The sequence below is a fragment of the Bacillus sp. AFS077874 genome (assembly GCF_002566505.1).
Classification (GTDB): domain Bacteria; phylum Bacillota; class Bacilli; order Bacillales; family Bacillaceae_G; genus Gottfriedia.
Genome location: NZ_NUYF01000012.1, coordinates 42,486 through 65,281 on the forward strand (window position 1 = coordinate 42,486; position 22,796 = coordinate 65,281).

At 34.9% G+C, this 22,796-nt stretch carries 20 protein-coding genes; 13 read left to right on the forward strand and 7 right to left on the reverse strand.

What is annotated here, in order from left to right:
* Positions 1–137: 137 nt before the first annotated feature.
* Entirely contained in the window at positions 138–1,037 is a 900-nt protein-coding gene (locus COJ46_RS12965) for a DMT family transporter (RefSeq protein ID WP_097976069.1), read from the forward strand.
* Between the two features lie 423 nt (positions 1,038–1,460).
* Here COJ46_RS12965 and COJ46_RS12970 read toward each other — a convergent pair whose 3' ends face one another.
* Positions 1,461–2,747, reverse strand: a complete 1,287-nt coding sequence (locus tag COJ46_RS12970) for a cation:dicarboxylate symporter family transporter (RefSeq protein WP_097976067.1) — start codon at positions 2,745–2,747, stop codon at positions 1,461–1,463.
* A 166-nt stretch (positions 2,748–2,913) separates the two neighbouring features.
* Between COJ46_RS12970 and COJ46_RS12975 the strand changes: the two genes are divergently transcribed.
* The 7 genes from COJ46_RS12975 to COJ46_RS13005 all read left to right on the forward strand — a co-directional run bounded on the left by COJ46_RS12975 (position 2,914) and on the right by COJ46_RS13005 (position 13,294).
* On the forward strand, positions 2,914–4,182 hold the full coding sequence (locus tag COJ46_RS12975) for a sensor histidine kinase (RefSeq protein ID WP_286133547.1): 1,269 nt from the start codon (positions 2,914–2,916) through the stop codon (positions 4,180–4,182).
* A 5-nt stretch (positions 4,183–4,187) separates the two neighbouring features.
* Entirely contained in the window at positions 4,188–5,105 is a 918-nt protein-coding gene (locus tag COJ46_RS12980) for a response regulator (RefSeq protein ID WP_097976065.1), read from the forward strand.
* 335 nt (positions 5,106–5,440) lie between these two features.
* Positions 5,441–6,856 (forward strand): branched-chain amino acid transporter BcaP, encoded by a 1,416-nt coding sequence (gene bcaP / locus COJ46_RS12985; protein ID WP_097976061.1) that lies wholly within the window; start codon positions 5,441–5,443, stop codon positions 6,854–6,856.
* Positions 6,857–7,818: 962 nt separating this feature from the next.
* Positions 7,819–8,787 carry a 2-keto-3-deoxygluconate permease gene (locus COJ46_RS12990; RefSeq protein WP_097976059.1) on the forward strand — a complete coding sequence of 323 codons (969 nt, stop codon included), beginning with the start codon at positions 7,819–7,821 and terminating at the stop codon, positions 8,785–8,787.
* 224 nt (positions 8,788–9,011) lie between these two features.
* Positions 9,012–10,736, forward strand: a complete 1,725-nt coding sequence (locus tag COJ46_RS12995; protein WP_097976057.1) for an NAD-dependent malic enzyme — start codon at positions 9,012–9,014, stop codon at positions 10,734–10,736.
* A gap of 252 nt (positions 10,737–10,988) precedes the next feature.
* On the forward strand, positions 10,989–12,590 hold the full coding sequence (gene dcuS, locus COJ46_RS13000) for a DcuS/MalK family sensor histidine kinase (RefSeq protein WP_097976054.1): 1,602 nt from the start codon (positions 10,989–10,991) through the stop codon (positions 12,588–12,590).
* Positions 12,587–13,294, forward strand: coding sequence for a response regulator (locus tag COJ46_RS13005; RefSeq protein WP_097976053.1), 708 nt, complete (start codon positions 12,587–12,589; stop codon positions 13,292–13,294). The genes dcuS and COJ46_RS13005 overlap by 4 nt, the downstream gene beginning before the upstream one ends.
* A gap of 207 nt (positions 13,295–13,501) precedes the next feature.
* Here the strand turns inward: COJ46_RS13005 and ycaC are convergent, their stop codons facing one another.
* Complete coding sequence (gene ycaC / locus COJ46_RS13010) at positions 13,502–14,146, reverse strand: isochorismate family cysteine hydrolase YcaC (protein WP_097976051.1); 645 nt, start codon at positions 14,144–14,146, stop codon at positions 13,502–13,504.
* Between the two features lie 136 nt (positions 14,147–14,282).
* Positions 14,283–14,840 carry an NADPH-dependent FMN reductase gene (locus tag COJ46_RS13015; protein ID WP_097976049.1) on the reverse strand — a complete coding sequence of 186 codons (558 nt, stop codon included), beginning with the start codon at positions 14,838–14,840 and terminating at the stop codon, positions 14,283–14,285.
* 276 nt (positions 14,841–15,116) lie between these two features.
* Between COJ46_RS13015 and COJ46_RS13020 the strand changes: the two genes are divergently transcribed.
* Positions 15,117–15,953 carry an alpha/beta fold hydrolase gene (locus tag COJ46_RS13020; protein WP_097976048.1) on the forward strand — a complete coding sequence of 279 codons (837 nt, stop codon included), beginning with the start codon at positions 15,117–15,119 and terminating at the stop codon, positions 15,951–15,953.
* Positions 15,954–16,192: 239 nt separating this feature from the next.
* Here COJ46_RS13020 and COJ46_RS13025 read toward each other — a convergent pair whose 3' ends face one another.
* Together COJ46_RS13025 and COJ46_RS13030 are read right to left on the reverse strand one after the other, a co-directional pair.
* On the reverse strand, positions 16,193–17,128 hold the full coding sequence (locus tag COJ46_RS13025) for a DMT family transporter (protein ID WP_097976046.1): 936 nt from the start codon (positions 17,126–17,128) through the stop codon (positions 16,193–16,195).
* A 151-nt stretch (positions 17,129–17,279) separates the two neighbouring features.
* The gene (locus COJ46_RS13030; RefSeq protein WP_217993260.1) at positions 17,280–17,903 is read right to left on the reverse strand and encodes a nitroreductase family protein; all 624 of its coding nucleotides are present in this window, start codon (positions 17,901–17,903) and stop codon (positions 17,280–17,282) included.
* Positions 17,904–18,039: 136 nt separating this feature from the next.
* On the opposite strand from COJ46_RS13030, the gene COJ46_RS13035 reads away from it, so the two are divergent.
* A complete protein-coding gene (locus tag COJ46_RS13035; RefSeq protein WP_097976045.1) occupies positions 18,040–19,380 on the forward strand; it encodes an aminotransferase-like domain-containing protein in 1,341 nt (446 codons plus the stop codon).
* A 377-nt stretch (positions 19,381–19,757) separates the two neighbouring features.
* Here the strand turns inward: COJ46_RS13035 and COJ46_RS13040 are convergent, their stop codons facing one another.
* The gene (locus COJ46_RS13040; RefSeq protein WP_097976043.1) at positions 19,758–20,714 is read right to left on the reverse strand and encodes a cation diffusion facilitator family transporter; all 957 of its coding nucleotides are present in this window, start codon (positions 20,712–20,714) and stop codon (positions 19,758–19,760) included.
* Between the two features lie 20 nt (positions 20,715–20,734).
* The gene (locus COJ46_RS13045) at positions 20,735–21,073 is read right to left on the reverse strand and encodes an ArsR/SmtB family transcription factor (protein ID WP_286133545.1); all 339 of its coding nucleotides are present in this window, start codon (positions 21,071–21,073) and stop codon (positions 20,735–20,737) included.
* A 606-nt stretch (positions 21,074–21,679) separates the two neighbouring features.
* Here COJ46_RS13045 and COJ46_RS13050 point away from each other — a divergent pair.
* From COJ46_RS13050 to COJ46_RS13060, 3 genes are read left to right on the forward strand one after another with little or no spacing between them, the layout of a single operon-like run.
* Positions 21,680–22,003 carry a PadR family transcriptional regulator gene (locus tag COJ46_RS13050; RefSeq protein ID WP_097976041.1) on the forward strand — a complete coding sequence of 108 codons (324 nt, stop codon included), beginning with the start codon at positions 21,680–21,682 and terminating at the stop codon, positions 22,001–22,003.
* Between the two features lies 1 nt (position 22,004).
* A complete protein-coding gene (locus tag COJ46_RS13055; RefSeq protein ID WP_097976039.1) occupies positions 22,005–22,382 on the forward strand; it encodes a DUF1048 domain-containing protein in 378 nt (125 codons plus the stop codon).
* An 18-nt stretch (positions 22,383–22,400) separates the two neighbouring features.
* Positions 22,401–22,745, forward strand: a complete 345-nt coding sequence (locus COJ46_RS13060) for a DUF1048 domain-containing protein (protein ID WP_097976037.1) — start codon at positions 22,401–22,403, stop codon at positions 22,743–22,745.
* Positions 22,746–22,796: the final 51 nt, after the last annotated feature.

Here is a 22,796-nt window from a genome sequence, read left to right on the forward strand (position 1 = left end):
GCTTTACTTCAATAGAAGGTCGCTTTTTAATTGAACTAAAAAGCAAATTATTTAAAGAAATGAATCGAGAATCTTTTGAACTACTTTAGTTTGATTTGTTACAATTAATGGAGGAACAGTAGGAAGAGGTAATATGAATGATAAAATTTATGTATATTTTTTGCATGATTGTATGGGGACTTAATTTTATTGCTGTAAAAATTCAAGGAACTCCAGTAAGCTTAGAATTATCCTTAACTTTTCGACTAGTTATGACAGCCTTTTTATTTTTAGTTCTTGTTTTGTTCATTCGACCAAAGGGGAGACCAACAAGTAAAGATATCCCGTTTGTAATGGCATTTGGTATATGTAACTTTGCATTAAGCTATCTGTGTCTTTATTACGCTACAATTTTGAGTTCTGCAGCAATCGTAACATTGGTATTTTCTTTAAAAGTGATTTTAACTCCGATTGCTCTCCGGATTTTTTTAAAAGAAAAATTACATTCGAGAGTTCTAATTGGAGGTATTCTTGGTGTAGTGGGAGTGTGTATTCTAATTTATCCGACACTGGAAAATTTTCAAGGGTTCCATGACATAAAAGGAATTATTTTCGCTTTCCTAGGTACTCTCCTAACAGCAGTTGGTGACGCATGCTCGGCAAGAAATGCTAATCGCAAGGTTGATCCCATTTATGCAAATGCAATTGGATTTACAGTGGGCAGTTTATTGATGGGAGCAATAATATTGTTTCAAGGGAAAGAATTTATTTTTCCAACATCTTTTACGTACTTATCTGCGTTGTTATATTTAACGTTGGTTGCTTCTTTTGCTGCATGGTTATTCTATTTGAAGCTAGTAGAAAAAATTGGAGGATCTCAAAGCGGTTATATGGTCGCCCTTTTCCCCGCAATTGGTGGAGTGGCCTCTGTTTTAATTGGCGAGTCTGATCCATCAGTGTATTTGTTTGCTGGTTGCTTTTTTTGCTGTATTGGCGCCGCGATTGCTTTAGGTTTTGGAACGAGAAATCAGAATATGAAGTTGCCTATACAGGGCTAACTAAGGCTTTTCTTAAACGTAATGTTTTAGTTATATGACGATGGAAAAGATTTCCAATAAGGAAGGCGAATAACTAATACAATACATAATAATTTTTATATAATAAAGTACAGTTACATGTTTCTTTTTTACCAATATCACCTATTTTTTAGGGAAACTCTTTATCCTGTGAGTTTCTCTTTTTTGTCAGTCTAAACATAACAATGTTAATAGATAAAAAGAGCCTGTATCGAAAATTACTTGGTATTTGAAGATACAGGCTTTTAATTTAAACGATTAATTGTTGTTATATATATTAGTTGATTACAAGAAGAAGAGCTTGATCTCATATTAAAAAATCGAGAAGGCTTAAGAAATGTAGTCAATGCATGCAATTTTAGTAGTCGGTGAATCTGGTCTACTCAATTATCATGTTAAGAAAGATTATGCTGCATTTGTTTGTTTACCGGAATCAAGTGATTTAATATAAGCTTGCGCTTTTTGTTTATCGAATTGACCTTCTGATTTAGAAATAACAACTGCCGCTAGCGAGTTACCTACGACGTTAACTGCTGTTCTCGCCATATCTAAAAGACGGTCAATACCTGCGATAAACGCTAATCCTTCCACTGGAATTCCAACTGTACCGAGCGTTGCCAACAATACAACAAACGACACTCCGGGAACCCCTGCAATTCCTTTAGATGTTACTACCAATACAAGTACTAATGAGATTTGGTCGCTAATCGATAAATTAATACCATACATTTGTGCAATAAAAATGGCCGCTAATGCTTGATATAACGTTGAACCATCTAAGTTGAAAGAATATCCTGTTGGGATAACGAACGATGTGATTCCTTTAGGGCATCCGAATTTCTCCATTTTATTCATAATTCGAGGTAAAACAGTCTCAGAACTAGCCGTTGAATAAGCAAGGAGCAGTTCATCTTTTAATAACTTAATAAAATGAATAATGTTTATGCCCGCCCATCTTGCAACAAGTCCTAAAACAACTAACACAAAGAAAATCATCGTTGAATAAACAAGAATCGTTAACTTACTTAATGGAATCAGTGATTGGACACCGAATTTTGATACCGTTATACCAATTAATGCAAATACACCAAATGGAGCAAACTTCATGATTAGATTTGTCACATAGAACATTGCTTCAGCTGTTCCCTCGAAAAACTTTATGACCGGTTTTCCTTTTTCACCTATCGCTGCCACACCTAGTCCGAATAAAACAGAGAAGAAAATAATGGCTAACATGTTTCCTTCTGTCATTGCTGAAATGATATTTGGCGGAACGATATTGACGAAAGTTTCAGCAAAACCGTGGCTTTTCGTCATTTCAGTTGTTTCTATATAGCTTCCGATATCTGTTTTCTGTAATGATGACATATCAACGCCGCTACCGGGATGAAAGATATTTGCCGCTAGCAATCCAACAAGAATGGCAATAGTTGTAATGATTTCAAAATATAAAATCGTTTTACCACCTAGTTTACCAAGCTTTTTCATATTCCCAACGCCGGCAACACCGACAATTAAGCTTGAGACAACAATAGGAATAACAATCATTTTGATTAAACGAATAAAAATATCTCCAATCGGCTTTAGGTATCCTTCAATATTTGGATTTCCATAAAAGGCAGCTCCAACTGCGATACCTAAAATGAGACCAATTACAATCTGCCAAGCTAACCCAAGTTTTAGTTTTTTCATCCCATACACCCCTTCAAGTTTATTAAGAATATGAATGTAAGCGATTCCACTCAAAATCATACCGAATCATACAAAAACCTACAAATAAAAAATAAATAATAAATAATTTTCTCACAACTATTTCAATTTTCCAAAGGTTTGAGTAAAATGTTTAATGTTTGGAGGTGTGGAACTGAAGGAACGAATTTTAGCAGTTGTATTTTTGATGATTACCGTTCCGCTCGCTGGAGAGTTTAAATTCTATCCGTTCAATGATGCATTCCGTGTTAGCCTGGGGACACCGGCATTTTTCTTATTTTTGTTATTGGGAAGGGGCATTCACCCGAATATTGCAGGAATTTTGACTGGGACAAGTGTGTTTGTATTTCGATTTTTTTTGGCGGTCCTAATCAGTGACATACCGGTTGATGAGGCATTTTACAGTCATTTTCCGGTACTCTTTTATTACGTCGTGTTCGCTTTCATCTTTCATTTTACAAAGATGAATGAGCAGCATAACAAGCCATTTATGATTGGATTACTAGGAATGGTCATAGAAATTGGTGCAAGTTTAGTTGAAATGGTGATTCGATACTCGATAGCGGATAAAATCATTGCATTTCACTCAATCGAACAGATTATCTTTATCGCGTTTATTCGAAGTTTTTTTGTACTCGGCTTTTTTAACATTTTTAAACTGAGAGAATCAAAATTGGCAGTGGAAGAGCAACGTAGACAAAACGAGCAAATGCTGTTGTTCATTTCGAATTTGTATGAGGAATCGGTACAGCTTAAGAAAACAATGCAAAATGCGGAAGAAATCACCCGCATAAGTTATGATTTATATCGTAGGTTGAAATCGGAAGTTTCTCATGTCCATTTTTCCCAAACCGCACTGCAAATTGCAAGTCTCGTGCATGAAGTAAAAAAAGATAATCAGCGAATTTATGCTGGACTATCACAGTTGATTTCTACTGAAAAGCTAGAGGACTACATGGGCATTGAGTTACTGAGTAACATTATCCTTGTTTCCAATAGACGGTATGCAGAGTTATTGAATAAACACATTTCGTTTTCTATGCATGTCGAAGGGGAACATCCGCCATATCATGTCTATAGGGTATTATCTTTGATAAATAACTTGATCGCAAATGCGGTGGAAGCCATTGAGCAAGAGGGACATGTATCGTTGTATGTCATTCGAAGAGACTGGATTGTAGAATTTCATGTCAGTGATAATGGACCAGGCATTGCACCGAAGTTGAAAGAAGTCATTTTTAAAGAGGGTTTTACATCTAAGTATGATGCTTCCGGCAATCCTTCTACAGGAATTGGACTTTCATATGTGAAACTAACCGTGGACAAGCTTGGCGGACATATTAAGCTAAAAGAAAGTCATAAAGAAACAGTATTTGTTATCGAGCTTCCAATTAATGCGATGATACAGAAAGGATAAATCAAATGAATTATTTTATAATAGACGATGATCCAGCTATTAGAGCGATGCTAATAGACATGATTGAGGATGAGGATTTAGGCAAAGTGATGGGTGAAGCAGAAGACGGATCATTGGTAGACAATGACTTGCTTGCGCTCAAAAAAGTAGACGTAGTACTTATTGATTTACTGATGCCAAAGAGGGATGGAATTGAAACAATTCGTGTCCTTTCTTCTGAATTCAAGGGGAAATTCGTGATGATTTCGCAAGTAGAGGCAAAGGAGCTCATAGGGGAAGTATATAGTTTAGGAGCAGAATACTACATCACTAAGCCGTTAAACCGCATTGAAATCTCAGGAGTGTTAAAAAAGGTTAACGAACGGGTGATTCTGGAAAAATCAATTCGAGGCATACAAGAATCGTTAACATTATTAAAAGGTCATCAGTCGCCACCATTCGGCTCTTCTCATACAAAAAACATAATCGAAGCCGGCCGTTCATTGATTTCGGATTTAGGGATTATCGGAGAAAGCGGTAGTGAAGACTTGATGAATATTTTAGAATTCCTGCAGGACCAAAAACAAAAGTTTGGATCCTTCTACATCTTCCCGTCTCTAAAAGAAATATTTTATGGAAATGCCAAAAAATCGCTTGGAGAACAGGCTACCGAGGCGGAAATACAAAAAGAATCGAAAGCCTCCGAACAACGGGTTCGCAGAGCTATTTACCATGTGCTCATCCATATTGCCTCATTAGGATTAACAGATTACACGAATCCAAAATTCGAAGCGTATTCATCCACGTTTTTCGATTTCTCGGAAGTCCGAAAGAAAATGTTAGAGCTTGAAGGTAAAAGTGAAAAAAGCACTAATCAAAGCCGAATCAACATGAAAAAATTCATTCAATCGCTCTATATAGAATCAAAACAGTTGGTAGATTAGCCAATAAATTTGTTTCTTCAAATTGCAGGGATTGTAAAAGTGTTGTAGTCAGGTTGTAACAAGGGTACGGATAATAAGCCAATGCTGTCTTTGTTTATTTAATTTTAGAAAAGGATCTGAAGATAGTCTTTCTACACATTTTCTGAATATTTTATTTTGTTGAAAAATGCTTTGTATAGTTACAAATCGTATGATAAGATAAAAATCGCGTTTAATTCAAACAATTAAATTTTTATGGTTTTAGTTGTCCGAATTTTCTATTTTTTACAAACAACTATGAAAGTACAAAATAATTAAAATTGGAAAAGTAGCACAAGAATTTAGAGGAGGTTTTTATGAATTTATTTCGAAAAAAATCAGTATCGAGTGGATTATCTAACAGTTCACTTAATAAAGTTTTAGGTGCATTTGACTTAACAATGCTAGGAATAGGTGCAATTATTGGTACAGGGATTTTCGTTCTAACTGGTGTAGCAGCAGCAGATTATGCTGGTCCGGCACTTATTCTTTCATTTATAATTGCAGGTTTAGCCTGTACATTTGCTGCATTATGTTACTCTGAATTTGCATCAATGATTCCTGAGGCAGGTAGCGCATATACGTATAGTTATGTCGCATTCGGTGAAATTGTGGCATGGATTTTAGGTTGGGATATGGTACTTGAATATGGACTGGCTTCATCAGCTGTAGCTAGTGGATGGTCTGGTTACTTCCAAAGTTTATTATCAGGTTTCGGAATTCATTTTCCAACAGCATTAACAAGTGCATTTGATCCTTCTAAAGGAACTTTTATAGATTTACCAGCAGTTCTTATCGTATTATTAGTTACATTCATTCTTACTAGAGGTGTAAAAGAATCTGCAAAACTAAACACTGTAATGGTAATTGTTAAATTAGCAGTAGTAATTCTTTTCATCGCTATAGGTGTTTGGTATGTTGAGCCAGGAAACTGGACACCGTTTATGCCAATGGGATTCTCTGGTGTAACAGCTGGAGCTGCAGTTGTTGTTTTTGCTTACTTTGGTTTTGATGCAGTAGCTACTGCTGCTGAGGAGGTAAAAAATCCTCAACGTAACTTACCAATCGGTATTATTTCTGCATTAACAATTTGTACAATCTTATATATCGTTGTTTCATTAATTCTTACGGGTATCGTACCGTTCGATCAACTTGGTGTTAAAGATCCTGTTGCTTTTGCTTTATCATTTATCCACCAAGATTGGGCAGCTGGTTTCATTTCACTTGGTGCAATAATTGGTATTACTACAGTTTTAATCGTAATGATGTTTGGACAAACGCGTTTATTCTACTCAATCAGTAGAGATGGTTTACTTCCGAAAAAATTATCAAAAGTTAATGGTAAAACTCAAGTGCCAGTTGTAAGTACATGGGTAACTGGTGGATTAGTTGCATTATTTGCTGGTTTAATTCCATTAAATAAACTAGCTGAATTAACAAATATTGGTACATTATTTGCCTTCTCAGCTGTATCACTTGGTATTTTAGTCTTAAGAAAAACTCATCCAAACTTAAAACGTGGATTTAAAACTCCTTGGGTTCCTGTTGTTCCAGTATTAGCAATTTTATTCTGTGGATATTTAATGTTTCAACTTTCAGCATTTACTTGGAAGGGATTCGTAGTTTGGTTAGTAATCGGTTTAGTAATTTACGCTACTTACGGATATAAAAACAGTAAATTAAATCAAAGTGACAGTACAGAAGCAAACACAAATACAAATACACCTGCATAAATAAAAATTGGGCTATCTCTTAAGTTAGGAGAACTGACTTTTGGGAAGCCCTTTTAAATACAAAAAATCACCTATTACTAAGTGGTTTGCACATACTTCCTATGCAAGTTCTTTCCGTCATAACAAAATAAAATGTTTTCCCTTCAAATCAGTTCCAAAATGTGTTGGACGTCCCCATAGCTGATAAATACAATCTAATCACAGACATTTTCCCAACTCGTATCACTGATTTTGCATTCCTTGCCTTGTTTTTGGAACAGGTACATATCTTCTTGTATTATCAGTTTTGAAGATTTGAGTATTTAATATTATTTTTCTGAATTCCATTTTGTATTTGGAAAATCTCAAGTATATGGACAACATTACTGCCTGTATTATGACACCAAGGAAAGGAGATTTTTCGATGAACGCCACCAAACACTCAATCGAACAAAATCAAAAAATAGAAAAAAAATAAACAGTAGACTAAAAATTTAGTTAATGGAATTTTTCTAAAAAAAATTAATGAAAAAGAAGCTATACTTTATATTAAAATAAGAAAAGATCAATCAACATACACGACAATTAATGTTGATATTAAAAAATTGGATAATAAATTTACTTCGGAAAATTAAATGGAGAAATCCCCTTTTAATAAATTACAAGTTTATTTAATTTTGAAAAAAAGTGAAATAATAATTATAGAATAAAAAAAGCAAGATTATTTATTTCTTTTTACTATTGAACACCTATTAAAAAACTTTTTGTAAGCAGTTATTGAAACTGCTTACTTTTTTTATTTACAAAAAGGATTACAAAACTTTCATAAACTATGAAAATACTTTTCATCCGAATATGATAGACAGGTACAAAACATAGAACATCATGCAAGAAAAATGGAACCGCTTTCTCCAATTATTTGAACGATTGGTAAAACAATGGATTCATTCGAGATTATAAAACTATTTTTAGGAGGGTTAAAAATGCAAATTCCAATAAAGAAAACGCTTGATAAAATTCCAGGTGGTCTGATGGTTGTTCCACTATTTTTAGGAGTATTAACGAATACCTTTTTCCCGCAATTTTTACAAATTGGAAGTTTTACAACGGCATTATTTAGTAAAGAAGCATCGTCTACCATTTTGGCGTGTTTTATGTTTTTAATTGGTTCACAAATTAATTTCAAATTAGCACCAAAGGCATTAAAAAAAGGTGCAATATTATTAACAGGAAAATTTATAGTGGGTGCAGGTATCGGTATAACTGTAGCAATGCTTTTTGGGCCTGCCGGAATTTTAGGATTATCACCATTAGCTATCCTAGCAGCGTTATTAAATGCTAATGGTGGATTATATGCATCTCTTGCTTCATCATATGGTGACGAAACCGATGTAGGTGCATATGCTTTATTTTCTTTAAAAGATGGTCCATTTTTTACATTAGTTGCATTAGGTGCATCTGGCCTAGCCACAATTCCTTTTCAAACACTTATAGGAGTATTAATTCCAATCGTAATAGGAATGATTTTAGGAAATATTGATTCTGATATGAGAAAATTCCTTGGAAGCAGTAAATTATTATTAATCCCATTCTTCTCATTCCCATTAGGTGCGGGAATGAATCTTTCAACTATTATAAAAGCGGGAGGTCCTGGCATATTACTAGGATTAATAGCTGCATTCACTGGAATTGGAGCTTACGTACTATTAAAGTTATTTAAAGAAAATCCGATCGTTGGTTTAGCAACAGGGTCAACTGCAGGGAATGCTGTAGCTACACCAGCTGTTGTTGCAGCTGCAGATCCAACCTTAGCTGCAATAGCACCAGGCGCTACTGCGCAAGTTGCAGCAGCATGTGTAATATCTGCAATAGTCTGCCCAATTATTGTTAATTATGTATTTAAAATGTCCGAAAAGAAAAAAGCAAATAAATCAATTGCAAGAGCATCATGACAATAAAGTAAAAATCTACTGTAATCTTGGCCATCATGCTGCTGAAGCTTTAATGCCAATTTGAAAATGAAACTAAAACAAAGCAGTCAGCGATTTTACTTTCTGCTTTTTTTAGTTACAAAAAAGGTTTTTAGTTAAAAAAATAGTGGGATAAGGAAAATTTTATTAACATGGTTTCGGTATTGTCTAAAATAGCTAATTTAAGATAGAAGGAAGGAAACACCATGAATGTACTTGAGAGTGTACCTGAGAATGTTATTATAACTACAACAAAAGGAAAAGAAGTTCTCTCTAATCCTTTTTTAAATAAAGGAACAGCTTTTACGAAAGAGGAAAGGGAAGACCTTGGACTTGAAGGTTTGTTACCGCCACAAGTAATAACCCTTGATGAACAAGTTAATAGGGTCTATGAACAATATTCGATGCGGACGACCAATCTGTTCAAAAACGGGCTGCTTTATGATTTATATAACCGTAATGTTGTCTTGTTTTACCGTCTTTTGAAAGAACACCTGGCAGAAATGCTCCCAATCATCTATACTCCAACTGTCGGCGATGCAATCCAGTCATACTCCCATAGATACCGTCGCTCAGATGGCTTATATCTTTCCATTGATAATCCTGAGGGTATTGAAAAGGCATTTTATAATCTTGGAAAAGCCAAAAATGGTATTGATTTAATCGTCGTGACTGACTCTGAAAGCATTCTTGGTATTGGGGACCAAGGGATAGGCGGTATTAATATTGCGATTGGTAAACTTGCCGTGTACACTGCTGCAGCTGGCATTGATCCAAACCGTGTTCTACCAATCGTGTTGGATGTTGGTACGAACAATCAGGCTTTGATTGCAGATCCTATGTATATCGGGAACAAATTCCCACGTGTCCGAGGTGATCGTTATGATCAATTCATTGATTTATTCGTACAGACTGCAAGAAAGTTCTTTCCAGAGGTTCTCATTCACTGGGAGGATCTTGGCAACGTCAATGCGCGAAAAATTTTGGACAAATATGGTGACAAAATCCTTACATTCAACGATGACATCCAGGGGACAGGTGCCGTTACTCTTGCTGCTATTATGTCTGCTTTGAAAGTAACAGGAGAATCCATGAAGGACCAGCGCATTGTTGTCTTTGGACCAGGGGCAGCCGGCATTGGTAACGCAGATCAAATGGCAGATGCTATGGTTCTAGAAGGATCGACTAGAGAAGAAGCCTTTGATCGTTTCTGGGCAGTAGACTATCGGGGTCTACTAACAGATGAAACACCAAATGTTCTGCACTTCCAGAAGCCTTATGCAAGAAAAGTGGATGAAGTTAAGGAATGGGATAAGAATGAGGAAGGGATCATTTCATTATTGGAAGTAGTTCAAAGGGTGAAGCCAACAATCCTGATTGGTACTTCAGGACAAGCCGGCGCGTTCACTGAAGAAATTATTAAAGAAATGGCTAAGCACGTTGAGCGTCCTATCATCTTACCTATGTCCAATCCGACTTCATTGACTGAAGCAGTTCCGGAAAACCTGATTAAGTGGACCGATGGCAAAGCTCTAATTGCAACCGGTAGCCCGTTTGCAAATGTAGAATTCAAAGGTGTTTCCTATGAAATTGGACAGTCAAATAACGCATTTGTCTTTCCAGGTCTAGGCTTGGGGGCGATTGTTGCAAAAGCTGAAGTGATCTCAAAAGGAATGTTTGCAGCTGCTGCTTATGCGGTTGCAAGTATGTCAGACACCAGTAAACCTGGAGCATCCCTGCTGCCATCCATTGAAAAGCTACATGAAGTCTCAAAATACGTAGCCGTTGAAGTAGCTTATGCTGCTATAAACGAAGGAATTGCAAGAGCAGATATTCAAAATGTTGAAAATGCGATTGACGAAGCTATGTGGAAAGCTGAGTATAAAGAAATTAAGAGTGTAGCTATAGAAGTAAAAGGGGAAAGCTATTAACAGTTATTCCTTAGTAATAAAACAGAGCCTAAATATTGGATAAAAATAAAGATGGAGCAATAGTTTTACATTGACTCCATCTTTATTTCTTTACCATACCTTGATTAACCAAATCGTGGCGGGAGAAATTTCACTAATAAGTTGATTTAATATAGAGACTGCAAAGCTCTTCCATAGAGCTTCGCGGTCTCTTAGTATGTAATGGATAAACCTTATTCATACTATCATTAAGCAGATAACCTGGAGGAGATTATGAAAAAAGGTAGATTTAGTTTACAAGCTATCATCATTATTTTTGTATGCCTTGTTGTCGCTTTGTCACTAGGTATAACCGATTTGCTAATCAGTAAGAGAATTACCTCCAGTGTTGAAGAGACACAGAAAGAAAAGGTACTCAATATTGCAAAGATCGTTTCTCTTAACTCGCAAGTAATTGGGTCACTTGAGGGGAAAACAAATTCGACAGAAATAGAAGTTTTTGCTAATCAAATAAAAGATTTAACACATGTTAACTTTATTGTCGTCATGGATATGAAAGGAATCCGGCTTTCCCATCCGGATCCAAGTGAAGTTGGAAAGAGATTCAGAGGAGGAGATGAGGGACCGGTCCTTCGAGGGAAAGAGTATGTATCTATCTCCAAGGGGATTCTCGGCCCATCCATGCGGGCATTTGCACCAATAATGAATTCAAATGGAAAACAAATCGGCGCTGTTGCGGTAGGGATTTCTTTGGAAAACGTAACGAAGGCTGTACATAAAGGTCGGATGGGGATGATGATCGGGACAATAATCGGAATATTAATCGGGATAACCGGTGCGGTGGGCTTGGCCAGGTTTATCAAAAAAATCCTATTGGGCCTCGAGCCGTTCGCTATTGCTAGGCTGCTTGAAGAGCGGAGTTCCATGCTCCAGTCGGTGCGTGAGGGAATTATAGCCATTGACCAAGAAGGGAAAATTACCCTTGTAAACAGGGCTGCCCAAAAGCTTTTTAATAAAGCCGGCCTAGAAGGGAATCCAAAAGGACTCAAAATAGAAGATTATTTGCCAGAGACCCGCTTAACCCGTATTTTGCAGTCTGGAGAAACAGAGGTTGATCAGGAACAGGATCTGCATGGAGTTACTATTTTGGTAAACAGGGTACCGGTAGTGGTGGGGAATCAACCGGTTGGAGCAATCGCTACATTCCGTGATAAAACGGAAGTTCAGTTATTGGCCGAACAGCTCACAGGTGTGCGCAATTATGCGGATGCCCTCCGTGCTCATGCCCATGAATTCATGAATAAGATGCATGTTATTCTTGGCCTTGTCCGTACAGAACAATACGATACACTTGCGAACTATGTGAGTGAAACAGTTAACCACCGGGAAATGGAAATGGGTTTTGTAACCAAGAATGTCCAGGATCCGGTTCTAGCAGGATTTTTGATTGGCAAGCTAAGCTTTGCAAGAGAGTCAGGTGCATCACTATCATTTGATTGTTCTAATAAGATTCCCCAGCCTGTGAACCCGGGAATCACCCAAGAACTCATAACGATTATTGGAAACCTTGTCGATAATGCAATGGAAGCGATAGCGAACAGTGCTGTCAAAAAAGTTGACTTAAAGCTTGATTACGCTGAGGATATTTTAACAATCGAGGTTAAGGATACAGGTATGGGAATGACAAGAGCAATACAAAATAAAATATTCGATAAAGGCTTCTCCACAAAAGGAGATAACCGCGGGGTCGGACTATATCTTTTAGCTCAGGGGATTGAAAGACTAGAAGGGGACCTAATCATTTCTTCTAAGCCGGGAAAGGGAACGAATTTTGCGGTGTACATACCTTATAAAGCAGAGGATGAAAAGGCATGATCAATGTTATGATTGTTGAAGATGATCCTATGGTGGCGGAAATCAATAAACGATACCTTTCTAAGATTGGTGGTTTCCGTTTGACTACAGTAGCCAATTCAGTTGATGATGCTATCCTTTTACTTGGAAAGGAAGAGATACAGCTTATACTTCTGGATATTTTTATGCCAGGCAAACAGGGTTTAGAGCTATTGACGTACCTCAGGAAAAATGAACTTGAAGTTGATGTAATTATTATTTCGGCAGCATCAGATCTAGAGCGAATCAAAAAGGCATTAAGATACGGTGTTGTCGATTATTTAATAAAGCCTTTTGAATTTGAAAGGTTCAATGCTGCTCTTGTCAGCTATCAGCAAAAGACCCGGTTTACCGATAAACTGAAAGCAGTCAGCCAACAAGAGCTCGATAATTATCTTTTACATAGGGAGGAAACTGCAATAGTTGAAGAGCTCCCAAAAGGATTGACTAAGGATACTTTAAAGCAAGTATGGGAAGCTGTTCAGGAATTGAAAGAGGTACCGTTTTCCACCGAAGAAGTGGCAAATGTTGTTGGCATTTCAAGGGTTTCAGCGAGAAAGTATCTGAACTTTTTAAAGGATTTAGGAATCCTTGATGTCAAGGTTATATATGGGACCATCGGAAGACCTGTTTACCAGCATGAATATAACCAAATTAACGAGTACTTAATAAAAAACTTTCTGTAAGTGTTTATACCGAAATTAAGTGTAGAAGCCGGTGGTTCTCCCTTATTTATAATTTGCTTAAGTAATAGCAAATAGATTAAATATTAAATAGAAAATGGTAGCGTGGGTGCTTATGCCTGCGCTACCATTTTACGGATTAACCAAAGTAAAGGTCAGATGAACTTTACTTCTAATTAAAAAAAGCGCTGATTAAATCAGCGCTAAAATTCATACGTTTTGTTTACTTAGATTTCGCTGAGCTGCCATATAACTTCCAATTATATTTTGATAACCTGGAAGATTACTAGCAAGCAAATTACCAAAACCTTCGACATCATTGCGCCAATCGCGTTGTAATTCGCACGCTACACTAAACCAGTTCAAAAGTTGCACGCCACTATGTGCCATTCGCGTATTGGCGGCATCTGCAACTTGTTTGCTAAAAGTGCCTGAAGCATCAGTAACAGCAAATACTTCATAACCAGCTTTTATAGCGGAAAGTGCTGGGAAAGCAACGCAAACATCCGTAACTACGCCAGCAATAATAAGTTGTTTTTTTCCAGTTTCTTCGATTGCTTTTACAAAATCATCATTATCCCATGCATTAATTTGTCCAGGACGTGCTATTTTTGGCGCGTTAGGAAAAAGATCAACTAATTCTTGCATAAGTGGTCCATTAGGCCCGTTTTCAAAGCTCGTTGTTAAAATAACAGGTAAATCAAAAAACTTAGCAGTGTGAGCAAGAGCCAAAACATTGTTCTTGAATTCATCAACACCATAATCACGAACTAGTCCAGCCATAAGACCAGTTTGATGATCCACTAAAAGAACGACAGCATCATCTTTATTAATACGAGAATAGAGATCAGACATTATGTATTCCTCCTAAAAATTAAGTAATCGATGAAAGTTTAAAACTGGAAAATTATCAAATTTCTTCGTGTGTTACAATCAGTTTCTCAAAAAACAGAAAAAAGTTAGACTGACTTTTAAATACTTAGGACTTCTATTAATCTAAAACAGAAGCTTTATCTATCCAATTGATAAATTGTTGTAAATAACGATGAAGATATCGTTTTGTTCGTTCGTCAGTAAGTACTTTATGATCGGAATCAATTTTTTCATGTACTTGGGAAATCAGCATTTTTTGAAATGGAAGGACATGAGCTTGCATTGTTTCTAGTATTTCTCTGATTTGTATTTGAGCATAGACAGTACCTAATCCCCCAGGGGTTGCACCAATTACACCAACCGGTTTTTTACTAAGAACAGCTGATTCTCGAGGTCTTGATGCCCAGTCCAATGCATTCTTTAATACGCCTGGAATGCCAGAATTGTACTCTGGACTTACAATAATGATACCGTCAACGTCCTGGATAGCAGATTTAAATGATGTAACTGCTTCCGGAATATTTGTTTCTAAGTCTTCATTGAATAAAGGTAGATCATTAATCTCGATCCAACGAAATTGATGGGAATCAGCCATCTCTGTTAATGATTGAGCAATGATTCGATTATAAGAGTTTTTACGTAAACTACCACAAATAAGACCAATTGTCTTAGTCATACATACCCTCCTTTGTTAAAATCATCCTAATTTTACCATAATATTCCAAAGTTAAAAAAGTGGCTTTATACCTAATATTCAGACTATTTAAATTGTAAACTAAGATATTAATTGATTTAATGTTTTTGGAATAATTTTACAATTTTAGTAGTTACGAATATAATAATCTTAAACATTTACTAAAAAAATAGTTTAAATGTTTTAGAGTAAAAAGTTTTTTGATCAGAGAAGCAAGAATATAGGTTTAATAATGAAAATTCATGGGAGGAAATTTAGATGGGAAAATTTACTGTAGGTAAAGAAAATCATGCTCCAATTGAACTTTATTATGAGGACCATGGTTCAGGGAAACCCGTCATCTTAATACATGGTTGGCCTTTAAGTGGACGCTCTTGGGAATATCAGGTGCCAGCCCTTATTGAAGCAGGTTACCGAGTCATAACATATGATCGTCGAGGCTTTGGAAAATCATCTCAGCCGTGGGAAGGATATGAATATGATACATTTGCTTCTGATTTACATAAACTGTTAGAACATTTAGATCTTCAAAATGTTACACTTGTAGGTTTTTCTATGGGTGGAGGTGAGGTAGCTCGATATATTAGTAAGTATGGAACAAAACGTATTGAAAAGGCTGTTTTTGCTGGAGCAGTTCCTCCTTATTTATACAAATCAGAGGATCATCCTGAAGGAGCATTAGATGATTCAACAATTGAAGAATTCAAAAGTGGCGTGATAAATGACCGCCTTGCATTTCTTGACAAATTTACGAAGGGATTTTTCGCGGCGGGTAATCAAACAGATTTAGTTAGTGAGCCATTCCGATTATATAATCGAGATATTGCAGCTAGTGCCTCACCTAAGGGAACGCTAGATTGCATAACGGCCTTTAGTAAGACAGATTTTAGAAAGGACTTGGAAAAGTTCGATATACCTACTCTTATTATTCACGGTGACTCTGATGCAACTGTACCTTTTGAGTTAAGTGGAAAACGTACATATGAAGCCATTCCTGGTAGTAAGCTCGCTCTAATTAAGGGTGGTCCGCATGGGTTAAACGCAACGCATACAAAAGAATTTAATGAAGCTTTACTAACATTTATAAAAGACTAATTAATATAGTTTTTATATAAACGAAAACAAGCAGGTCCTCGATTATTAAGGACCTGTTTATTTTTACGTATAAACTAAATATTAATTATTAAATCATTTATTTATTTCACGTTACTCTATCTAAAACATTACTTGAAAGAGATAAAGCTATTATGTTTTTTTAATATAAAGATTTAGTATCTTAGTTAGCAACTTGAACTTCATCTAAATTGTTATCAAAATTCTTATGAATAATAAATTTACATATTTATTTTACGAATATGCTTATCTAGGATTACTTTCTTATTAAAGTAATTTACAGCAACAACCCCAAAGATAATAAGAAAACTACCAATTATATGATAATAATGGAATGACTCTTTGAGATACAGAATACCAACTAAAATTGTAATAAGTGTAGATAGATTTTGAAATACACTTATCTGAAAAGTCGGTAATTTTGATAAAGCATAATTTGAAAGAAAGGATGTACCTAAAGAAGAAAAAATCCCTAAATATAATATAGCAATTATAAAATCATTGTGTTTAAGAGGCTGGATAAATTGTTGAATTGTTCCATTCCTTAAATGCAAAAATAGAGTAATTCCGTTAAATACAATAAACCCAATAAGAGTAATGAAATATGTGATCGTAAATAATGAATATTGTTGAAGGAGTTTTTTTGTTAAAACATTATATATTGAGTTTGCTAGCGCTGATAATAAGATTAAGATACTACCTACGATACTAGTATTAATGTCCTTAACTCCATTCATATACATAATATACATGACCCCAAGAACAGAAATGAATATCGCAATTTTTTGTACAATTGTTGATGATTCATTTAATAGTAAGCTAGCTAGTAGCAAAGTAAATATTGGAACTGTAGCCTGTATAACACCTGCTTCAGAGGAGGTTGTATGCATTAGTCCAAAAATTTGCAATGAGAAAAATAGTACTGGATAAAATGTGGCAAGAAATGAAATTTTAATTAAATCACCTCTCTTAATCCTAATACTTTCTTTTCTACAGATTAAAATGATTGTGGCAGCAAGCCAGGCAATTGTAAAACGATGTGCTAAGGTATCAAGTGGTGATGCTATTGTTAACGTTTGTTTTACAAAAAGAAATGATAACCCAATGATTAATGAACAAATAGTAATCGCTATATAAGCTTTTCTATTATCGGTCATAATGTTTTCCCCCTATTAATCAGAACTGTTAATGCTAATTTTATGTAAAAAAGTAATTCTTATCGAGGTAAATAATTTGTATCTGTATCGGTACAGGAGGATTCAACCATATGGTTGAAAGGAGCAGGTTTAAAAAGCCTGCTCCTTGTTATTAATGAAAAGTAATAATCTTATCTAAATCAAAGCGATGATGTTCATAACCATCTGAGTCTGGGTGACCAAAGGGTACCATAGCAGCAAAAGCTACATGCTCGGGAAGACCTAACAGTTCTTTAACTTTCGCTTGATCAAAACCCAACATCGGCACGCTTGAATAACCAAGACCTTGAATCGCTAGTAATAGAAAACCAAGTGCAATATTTGCCTGTGTTAGACCCCATGCTAATTGTTCTCCTTTACTCATCTTTTCAAAAACTGATGTAAGATTAGCTATTTCAATTTGCTTTCGATCTTCAGAAATACCAGGATGGATTGTTTCCGATAAACGGCTAATTGAATTCTCCATATCAACTGAAATAATCACAACTGCTGGAGCAGAGGTTACTTGTCTCTGACCATAAGCTGCTTCTTGAAGTTTTTCCTTAAGTTGAATATCCTTAATAATATGAAAATGCCATGGTTGAACATTCCATGCACTGGGTGTTAATCTAACAAGTTTGAAAATTTCTTGGATTTCTTCGTCTTGAATTGTTTCTTGAATAAATTTTCGAATACTACGACGTGATTCGATTGAATCTTTCAATGAAAGAGTTTGTTTTGTTTTTTGTATTCGCAAAATACATCTCTCCCTAAACTAAATTTTGAACCGGCCGATGCTTATATTTTATGTGCATTTTAAAATTGTAACGTTTAAAAATTTGACATCTGTACCGATACAGGGAAAATACAGGATCCTTTAAAGGAGTTATATAATGCTTAAATATGAATATGTATATCAATCTTTACTTACTCAAATTCAATCTGGAGAGTTAAAAGCTGGTTCAAAGATTCCATCAATTCGAAATTTAGCGAATCAATTTTCTTGTAGTAATAGTAGTATCCTTACTGCACTTGAGAAATTAGAAAATCAACACCTTATTTATGCAAGACCCAAAAGTGGTTTTTATGTAGTGGAGCATAAGATGTTTAAACAGCCATTTAAAACGAGTAAAATTGATTTTGCGACTTCAGCTCCTAATTGGCATTCGTTTCCGTATCAAGATTTCCAACATTGTTTAAATAAAGCAATTGATACGTTTCAAGCTGACTTATTTCGATACGGTACCGATAAGGGCCTACCGTCTTTAATAAAGGAGGTTGAAAAATTATTAAAATCATATCAAGTATTTGCTCAAAAAAAACAAATATTTATTACTTCAGGCGTTCAGCAAGCTCTTTTTTTACTGAGTACTATGCCTTTTTCAAACAATAAAACTAGGATTTTAGTAGAGCAGCCGAGCTATCATTTATACATTGACTTAGTAAAACTATATAAATTACCTGTAATAGGGATAAAGCGAACAATAGAGGGGATTAATCTACAAGAACTCGAACAAATTTTCCGTGAGGGTGATATAAAATTTTTTTATACTATGCCTAGATTTCAAAACCCATTAGGTACTTCCTATAATAAAAAAGAAAAATTAGCAATCTTAAAATTAGCTTATAAATACAATGTTTATATAGTAGAGGATGATTATTTAGCAGATTTTGAATATATGAATAAAAATGATCCTCTGTTTGCAAATGATCTGCATGGACGTGTTATTTACTTGAAAAGTTTTTCGAAAATTATGTTCCCAGGTTTACGTATTGGTATAGCAGTTTTACCTGATTCGTTAATAGAAACTTTTCAGCAATTTAAAACAGTAATTGATATCGATAGTTCGATGATTTCACAAGCAGCTATAGAGCTGTATTTAAAAAGTGGTATGTTTGAACATTATCAAAAACAAGTCAGAGATAAATATCTAGCTCGTGCTCAAATACTTCAAACGTCTTTCAAAACCCATTTAATAAATTTCAAGTACGCAACCGATCTCGTAATGCACAGTCATATTGTTTTGCCCAAGCAAGTAGATATGACGACATTAATTAACCAATTAAATGAACATAATATTCAGGTTAAATCTATTAAGCAAAACTATTTAGATAACTTTTTTCAAGAAAAAATATTAAAAATCAACGTTTCCAATTGTGAACCTACAGATATTGAAAAAGGAATAAGACAAATTGCTAATTCATTAAATAACACTAACAATTACTTTGTATGAACAATGATACGTATCGGTAAAGTAACCTATTAAATTACCAAAAGCACCAATTAGTAGACTGTACCCCTTATAGTAGATGATATAAAAATAGTCCAGAGAATCTAAATGATTCGATGGACTATTCAATATTTTATAAACATGAGGAATTGTGTGATGATTAAGTAGAATATATAATTATGTTTTTTAACTTATATAGTATTGTAATTCAGTTATTACATATTGTTAGTTGAGTCCAAAAAAACTTCATGAACAATCAATGTCATGGTTTTATCTTTACTGGATTCACTTTAGGATTATTAATCATGTGTTTTACCACATTTTTTGTGAAGTATTAAGAAAAAAAAAGATAGAATGTATCTATCTCTTTTATAGTTCTTTTAATGATGATGATGGTGATGAGAAGAGGGCTCATTCTTTAATTGACAAAGGATTGAATTATCGTGTTTATGAGCTGCTGTTTCTAATTGAATTGTGACATGCATAATACCTTTATGTTCAAGGTCATGTTCAATTTTACGTAAAATAATTTCGCTCCCTTCAATTGTTAATTGGTCATCCACCACAGCGTGACAAGAAAGGGCATTTAGACCACTTGTAATCGTCCAAAGATGTAAATCATGTACACTTTCAATCCCATCTGTTTTTTCTATTAGTTGAATCACTTCGTTTAGATTGACTTCTTTTGGTGTTCCTTCCATCAACACATGTATAGAAGCTTTTGTGACATAATAGCCACTTCTCAAAACTAAAGCGGCAACAATCACGCTTGCTAACGGATCAGCCCAGCCCCAACCAAAGAAAATCATTAGTAGTGCAGCAATAATCGCACCAACTGAACCAAGCATATCACTTAAGACATGTAAATAAGCACCGCGCATATTTATATTTTCTTCGGTGTCTGCACCACGCATCATAATCCAGGCCACCAGTATATTAACTAATAAACCAATTACACTGATTATTAGCATATCAGTTGACGCTATTTCAGGTGGATTTGTGAAACGCTTGATCGACTCGTAAAAAATATAGAGTGCAATCAAAATTAACGTGACGCCATTTAATACTGCTGCAAGTATTTCGAATCGTTTATAACCAAATGTTTTACTTTTGCTTGCGGCTTTTTCACCTAATTTAAATGCAACTAACGCGATTGCTAGTGAGATTGAATCACTTAACATATGACCAGCATCTGATAATAGTGCAAGACTATTTGTTATATAACCGCCAATTGCTTCAATAATCATATAGCCTGTAATAATGATAAATGAAATTAGTAATACTTTTTTATTTGTATTGTGGGTATGAGTATGTTCATGATTATGTCCCACTTTCATTCCCCCTATTTATAAAAATGTTAGGTATGTGCAGCATGCTCAATTGCCTGTTTTAATAAATTCATAATGTGGTTATCGTCATGTGAATAGAAGAGAGTAGTACCTTCACGTCTAAACTTGACTAATCGTAAATTTTTTAAAAATCGCAATTGATGTGAAACGGTAGATTGACCCAAATCTAAAATATCTGCAATCTCATTAACGGAATGTTCTTTCGTACATAATAAATTTAAGATCCGTATTCTAGTTGGGTCACTTAAAGCTTTAAATGTTTGAGATACTACAAATAATGTTTCTTCATCTAAGTGTTGTTTGTTTTCATGATTAAGTTCGCATGGTTGAATATTATCATTCGTCAATGAGAGTTACCTCCAGTTATCTGTAATGTAAAATGCATGTATATATGAGCATGTATTCATATATAATATTATTATATGAGCAAGTATTCATATAAGTCAATTGTTTTTCTATTTCTATTTTTGTGATCACTGCAAAATTTTATACCAGGAAGTATAATCTTTAAAAACATAAGAAAATTTTTTATTTACATTACTACTCACTTTTAGTTGGTAAAACAAAACTCTAATTTTTTTGTTAACAACTTGAAAATTACACTACTTAGTGTTACTATGTATTAGTACTAATTAATACTGAATATCTGTAATACTAAATAGTTGAAAATGGTTATAAAATTTTTTTATAAAACGGTTCACATTTCCTCTACTTAGTAATACAATATACTATTACTAAGTAACACTGAATATCAGTCACGCTAGATAGCTAAAAAGAGTTCATCTAAAAATTATCATATGAAATCCTTGATTCATTGACTATTTTAGATATTTTTTTAAACCGGTACTAAGTGACACTGAATATCTGTATTACTAATTAGCTTGAAAAACGGTTTTATCTATTCAATTTAGACCGAAAACTAATTTAACCAAAGAATAGAGGAGGTGTAAGTCATGGAAAATTTAACAGAAATGCTCAAAGGTTCATTAGAAGGTTGTGTACTTGAAATCATCAGTCGAGGTGATACTTACGGCTACGAGATTACTCGACTCCTTAATGATTTAGGTTTTACAGAGGTTGTCGAAGGTACAGTCTATACGATTCTGATCAGGCTCGAAAAGAAGGAATTAGTAAATATCGAGAAAAAACGTTCTGAAATGGGCCCACCTCGTAAGTTTTATTCATTAACGGAAGCTGGGCATGAGGAATTACAGCAATTTTGGAAAAAATGGGAATTTGTTTCAACGAAAATAAATAGCTTAAAAGGGGAGAAGTAATATGAAGAAATTTATAGAGCTAATCATTGGCGATTTAGAAAGCAAGAAGGAATATAAAGCATTTATGAAAAAAGTAAATGCCCTTCCGAAAGATTACGCATTTGTGTTCAAGAAGATTCAAAAATACATGTGGAATTTCGGATATGGATTTGGTGAAGAAATTATCAATTTGTATGAACTGTTTGAAGCAAGCTCAGCAGAAGGCAAGCATGTACTAGATGTTACGGGTGAAGACGTGGCGGCATTTGCTGACGAATTGATGGCTCTCTCAAAACTTGATGGAGAATCGGCAAGCATATTAGCAAGTCAAGTAGATTTGAAAAAAGACATTGAGCGTAGAGTAGAACAGCAAGTAAAAATATGGACGAATAAAAAATAAAATTGGGGGCTAAATATCATGATAAATTTTATCAAAAAGATACTTGATGACAAAAAAGAGTACAAAGAAATGATGGCGCGTGTGGAAGCTTTGCCTGGAAACTACTCAGAAGCCTATAAAACAATCTGCAATTATATGTGGAGTTTCGCCTCTGGAAGTGGCATGGATATGCTGAGAATCCAATATGATCTCATTGATTTGTTTGAAGCTGGTGCGGCAGATGGCAAGGACGTATTGGAAGTAACAGGAGAAGACTTGACAGCATTTGCTAATGGACTTACCGATCAAGCGAAAAGATGGGATGATAAGTTACGCAATAATTTGAACAAAAGCATTCTAGATCGTGTGGGTAAGAAAAAATAGCGTGATATATACAAAAACAGTTGCAGGCGCTAGGACGCAGTGAAACGCGCC

What these genes read in the sequence shown, in the direction of transcription:
- COJ46_RS13040 (WP_097976043.1), bottom strand. Translation starts at nt 20,714, where the DNA reads ATGAAAGTGGGACATAATCATGAACATACTCATACCCACAATACAAAT.
- COJ46_RS12980 (WP_097976065.1), top strand. Translation starts at nt 4,188, where the DNA reads ATGAATTATTTTATAATAGACGATGATCCAGCTATTAGAGCGATGCTA.
- COJ46_RS13050 (WP_097976041.1), top strand. Translation starts at nt 21,680, where the DNA reads ATGGAAAATTTAACAGAAATGCTCAAAGGTTCATTAGAAGGTTGTGTA.
- COJ46_RS13005 (WP_097976053.1), top strand. Translation starts at nt 12,587, where the DNA reads ATGATCAATGTTATGATTGTTGAAGATGATCCTATGGTGGCGGAAATC.
- dcuS (WP_097976054.1), top strand. Translation starts at nt 10,989, where the DNA reads ATGAAAAAAGGTAGATTTAGTTTACAAGCTATCATCATTATTTTTGTA.
- ycaC (WP_097976051.1), bottom strand. Translation starts at nt 14,146, where the DNA reads ATGTCTGATCTCTATTCTCGTATTAATAAAGATGATGCTGTCGTTCTT.
- COJ46_RS12970 (WP_097976067.1), bottom strand. Translation starts at nt 2,747, where the DNA reads ATGAAAAAACTAAAACTTGGGTTAGCTTGGCAGATTGTAATTGGTCTC.
- COJ46_RS12990 (WP_097976059.1), top strand. Translation starts at nt 7,819, where the DNA reads ATGCAAATTCCAATAAAGAAAACGCTTGATAAAATTCCAGGTGGTCTG.
- COJ46_RS13015 (WP_097976049.1), bottom strand. Translation starts at nt 14,840, where the DNA reads ATGACTAAGACAATTGGTCTTATTTGTGGTAGTTTACGTAAAAACTCT.
- COJ46_RS13055 (WP_097976039.1), top strand. Translation starts at nt 22,005, where the DNA reads ATGAAGAAATTTATAGAGCTAATCATTGGCGATTTAGAAAGCAAGAAG.
- bcaP (WP_097976061.1), top strand. Translation starts at nt 5,441, where the DNA reads ATGAATTTATTTCGAAAAAAATCAGTATCGAGTGGATTATCTAACAGT.
- COJ46_RS12995 (WP_097976057.1), top strand. Translation starts at nt 9,012, where the DNA reads ATGAATGTACTTGAGAGTGTACCTGAGAATGTTATTATAACTACAACA.
- COJ46_RS13025 (WP_097976046.1), bottom strand. Translation starts at nt 17,128, where the DNA reads ATGACCGATAATAGAAAAGCTTATATAGCGATTACTATTTGTTCATTA.
- COJ46_RS13020 (WP_097976048.1), top strand. Translation starts at nt 15,117, where the DNA reads ATGGGAAAATTTACTGTAGGTAAAGAAAATCATGCTCCAATTGAACTT.
- COJ46_RS13035 (WP_097976045.1), top strand. Translation starts at nt 18,040, where the DNA reads ATGCTTAAATATGAATATGTATATCAATCTTTACTTACTCAAATTCAA.
- COJ46_RS13060 (WP_097976037.1), top strand. Translation starts at nt 22,401, where the DNA reads ATGATAAATTTTATCAAAAAGATACTTGATGACAAAAAAGAGTACAAA.
- COJ46_RS12965 (WP_097976069.1), top strand. Translation starts at nt 138, where the DNA reads ATGATAAAATTTATGTATATTTTTTGCATGATTGTATGGGGACTTAAT.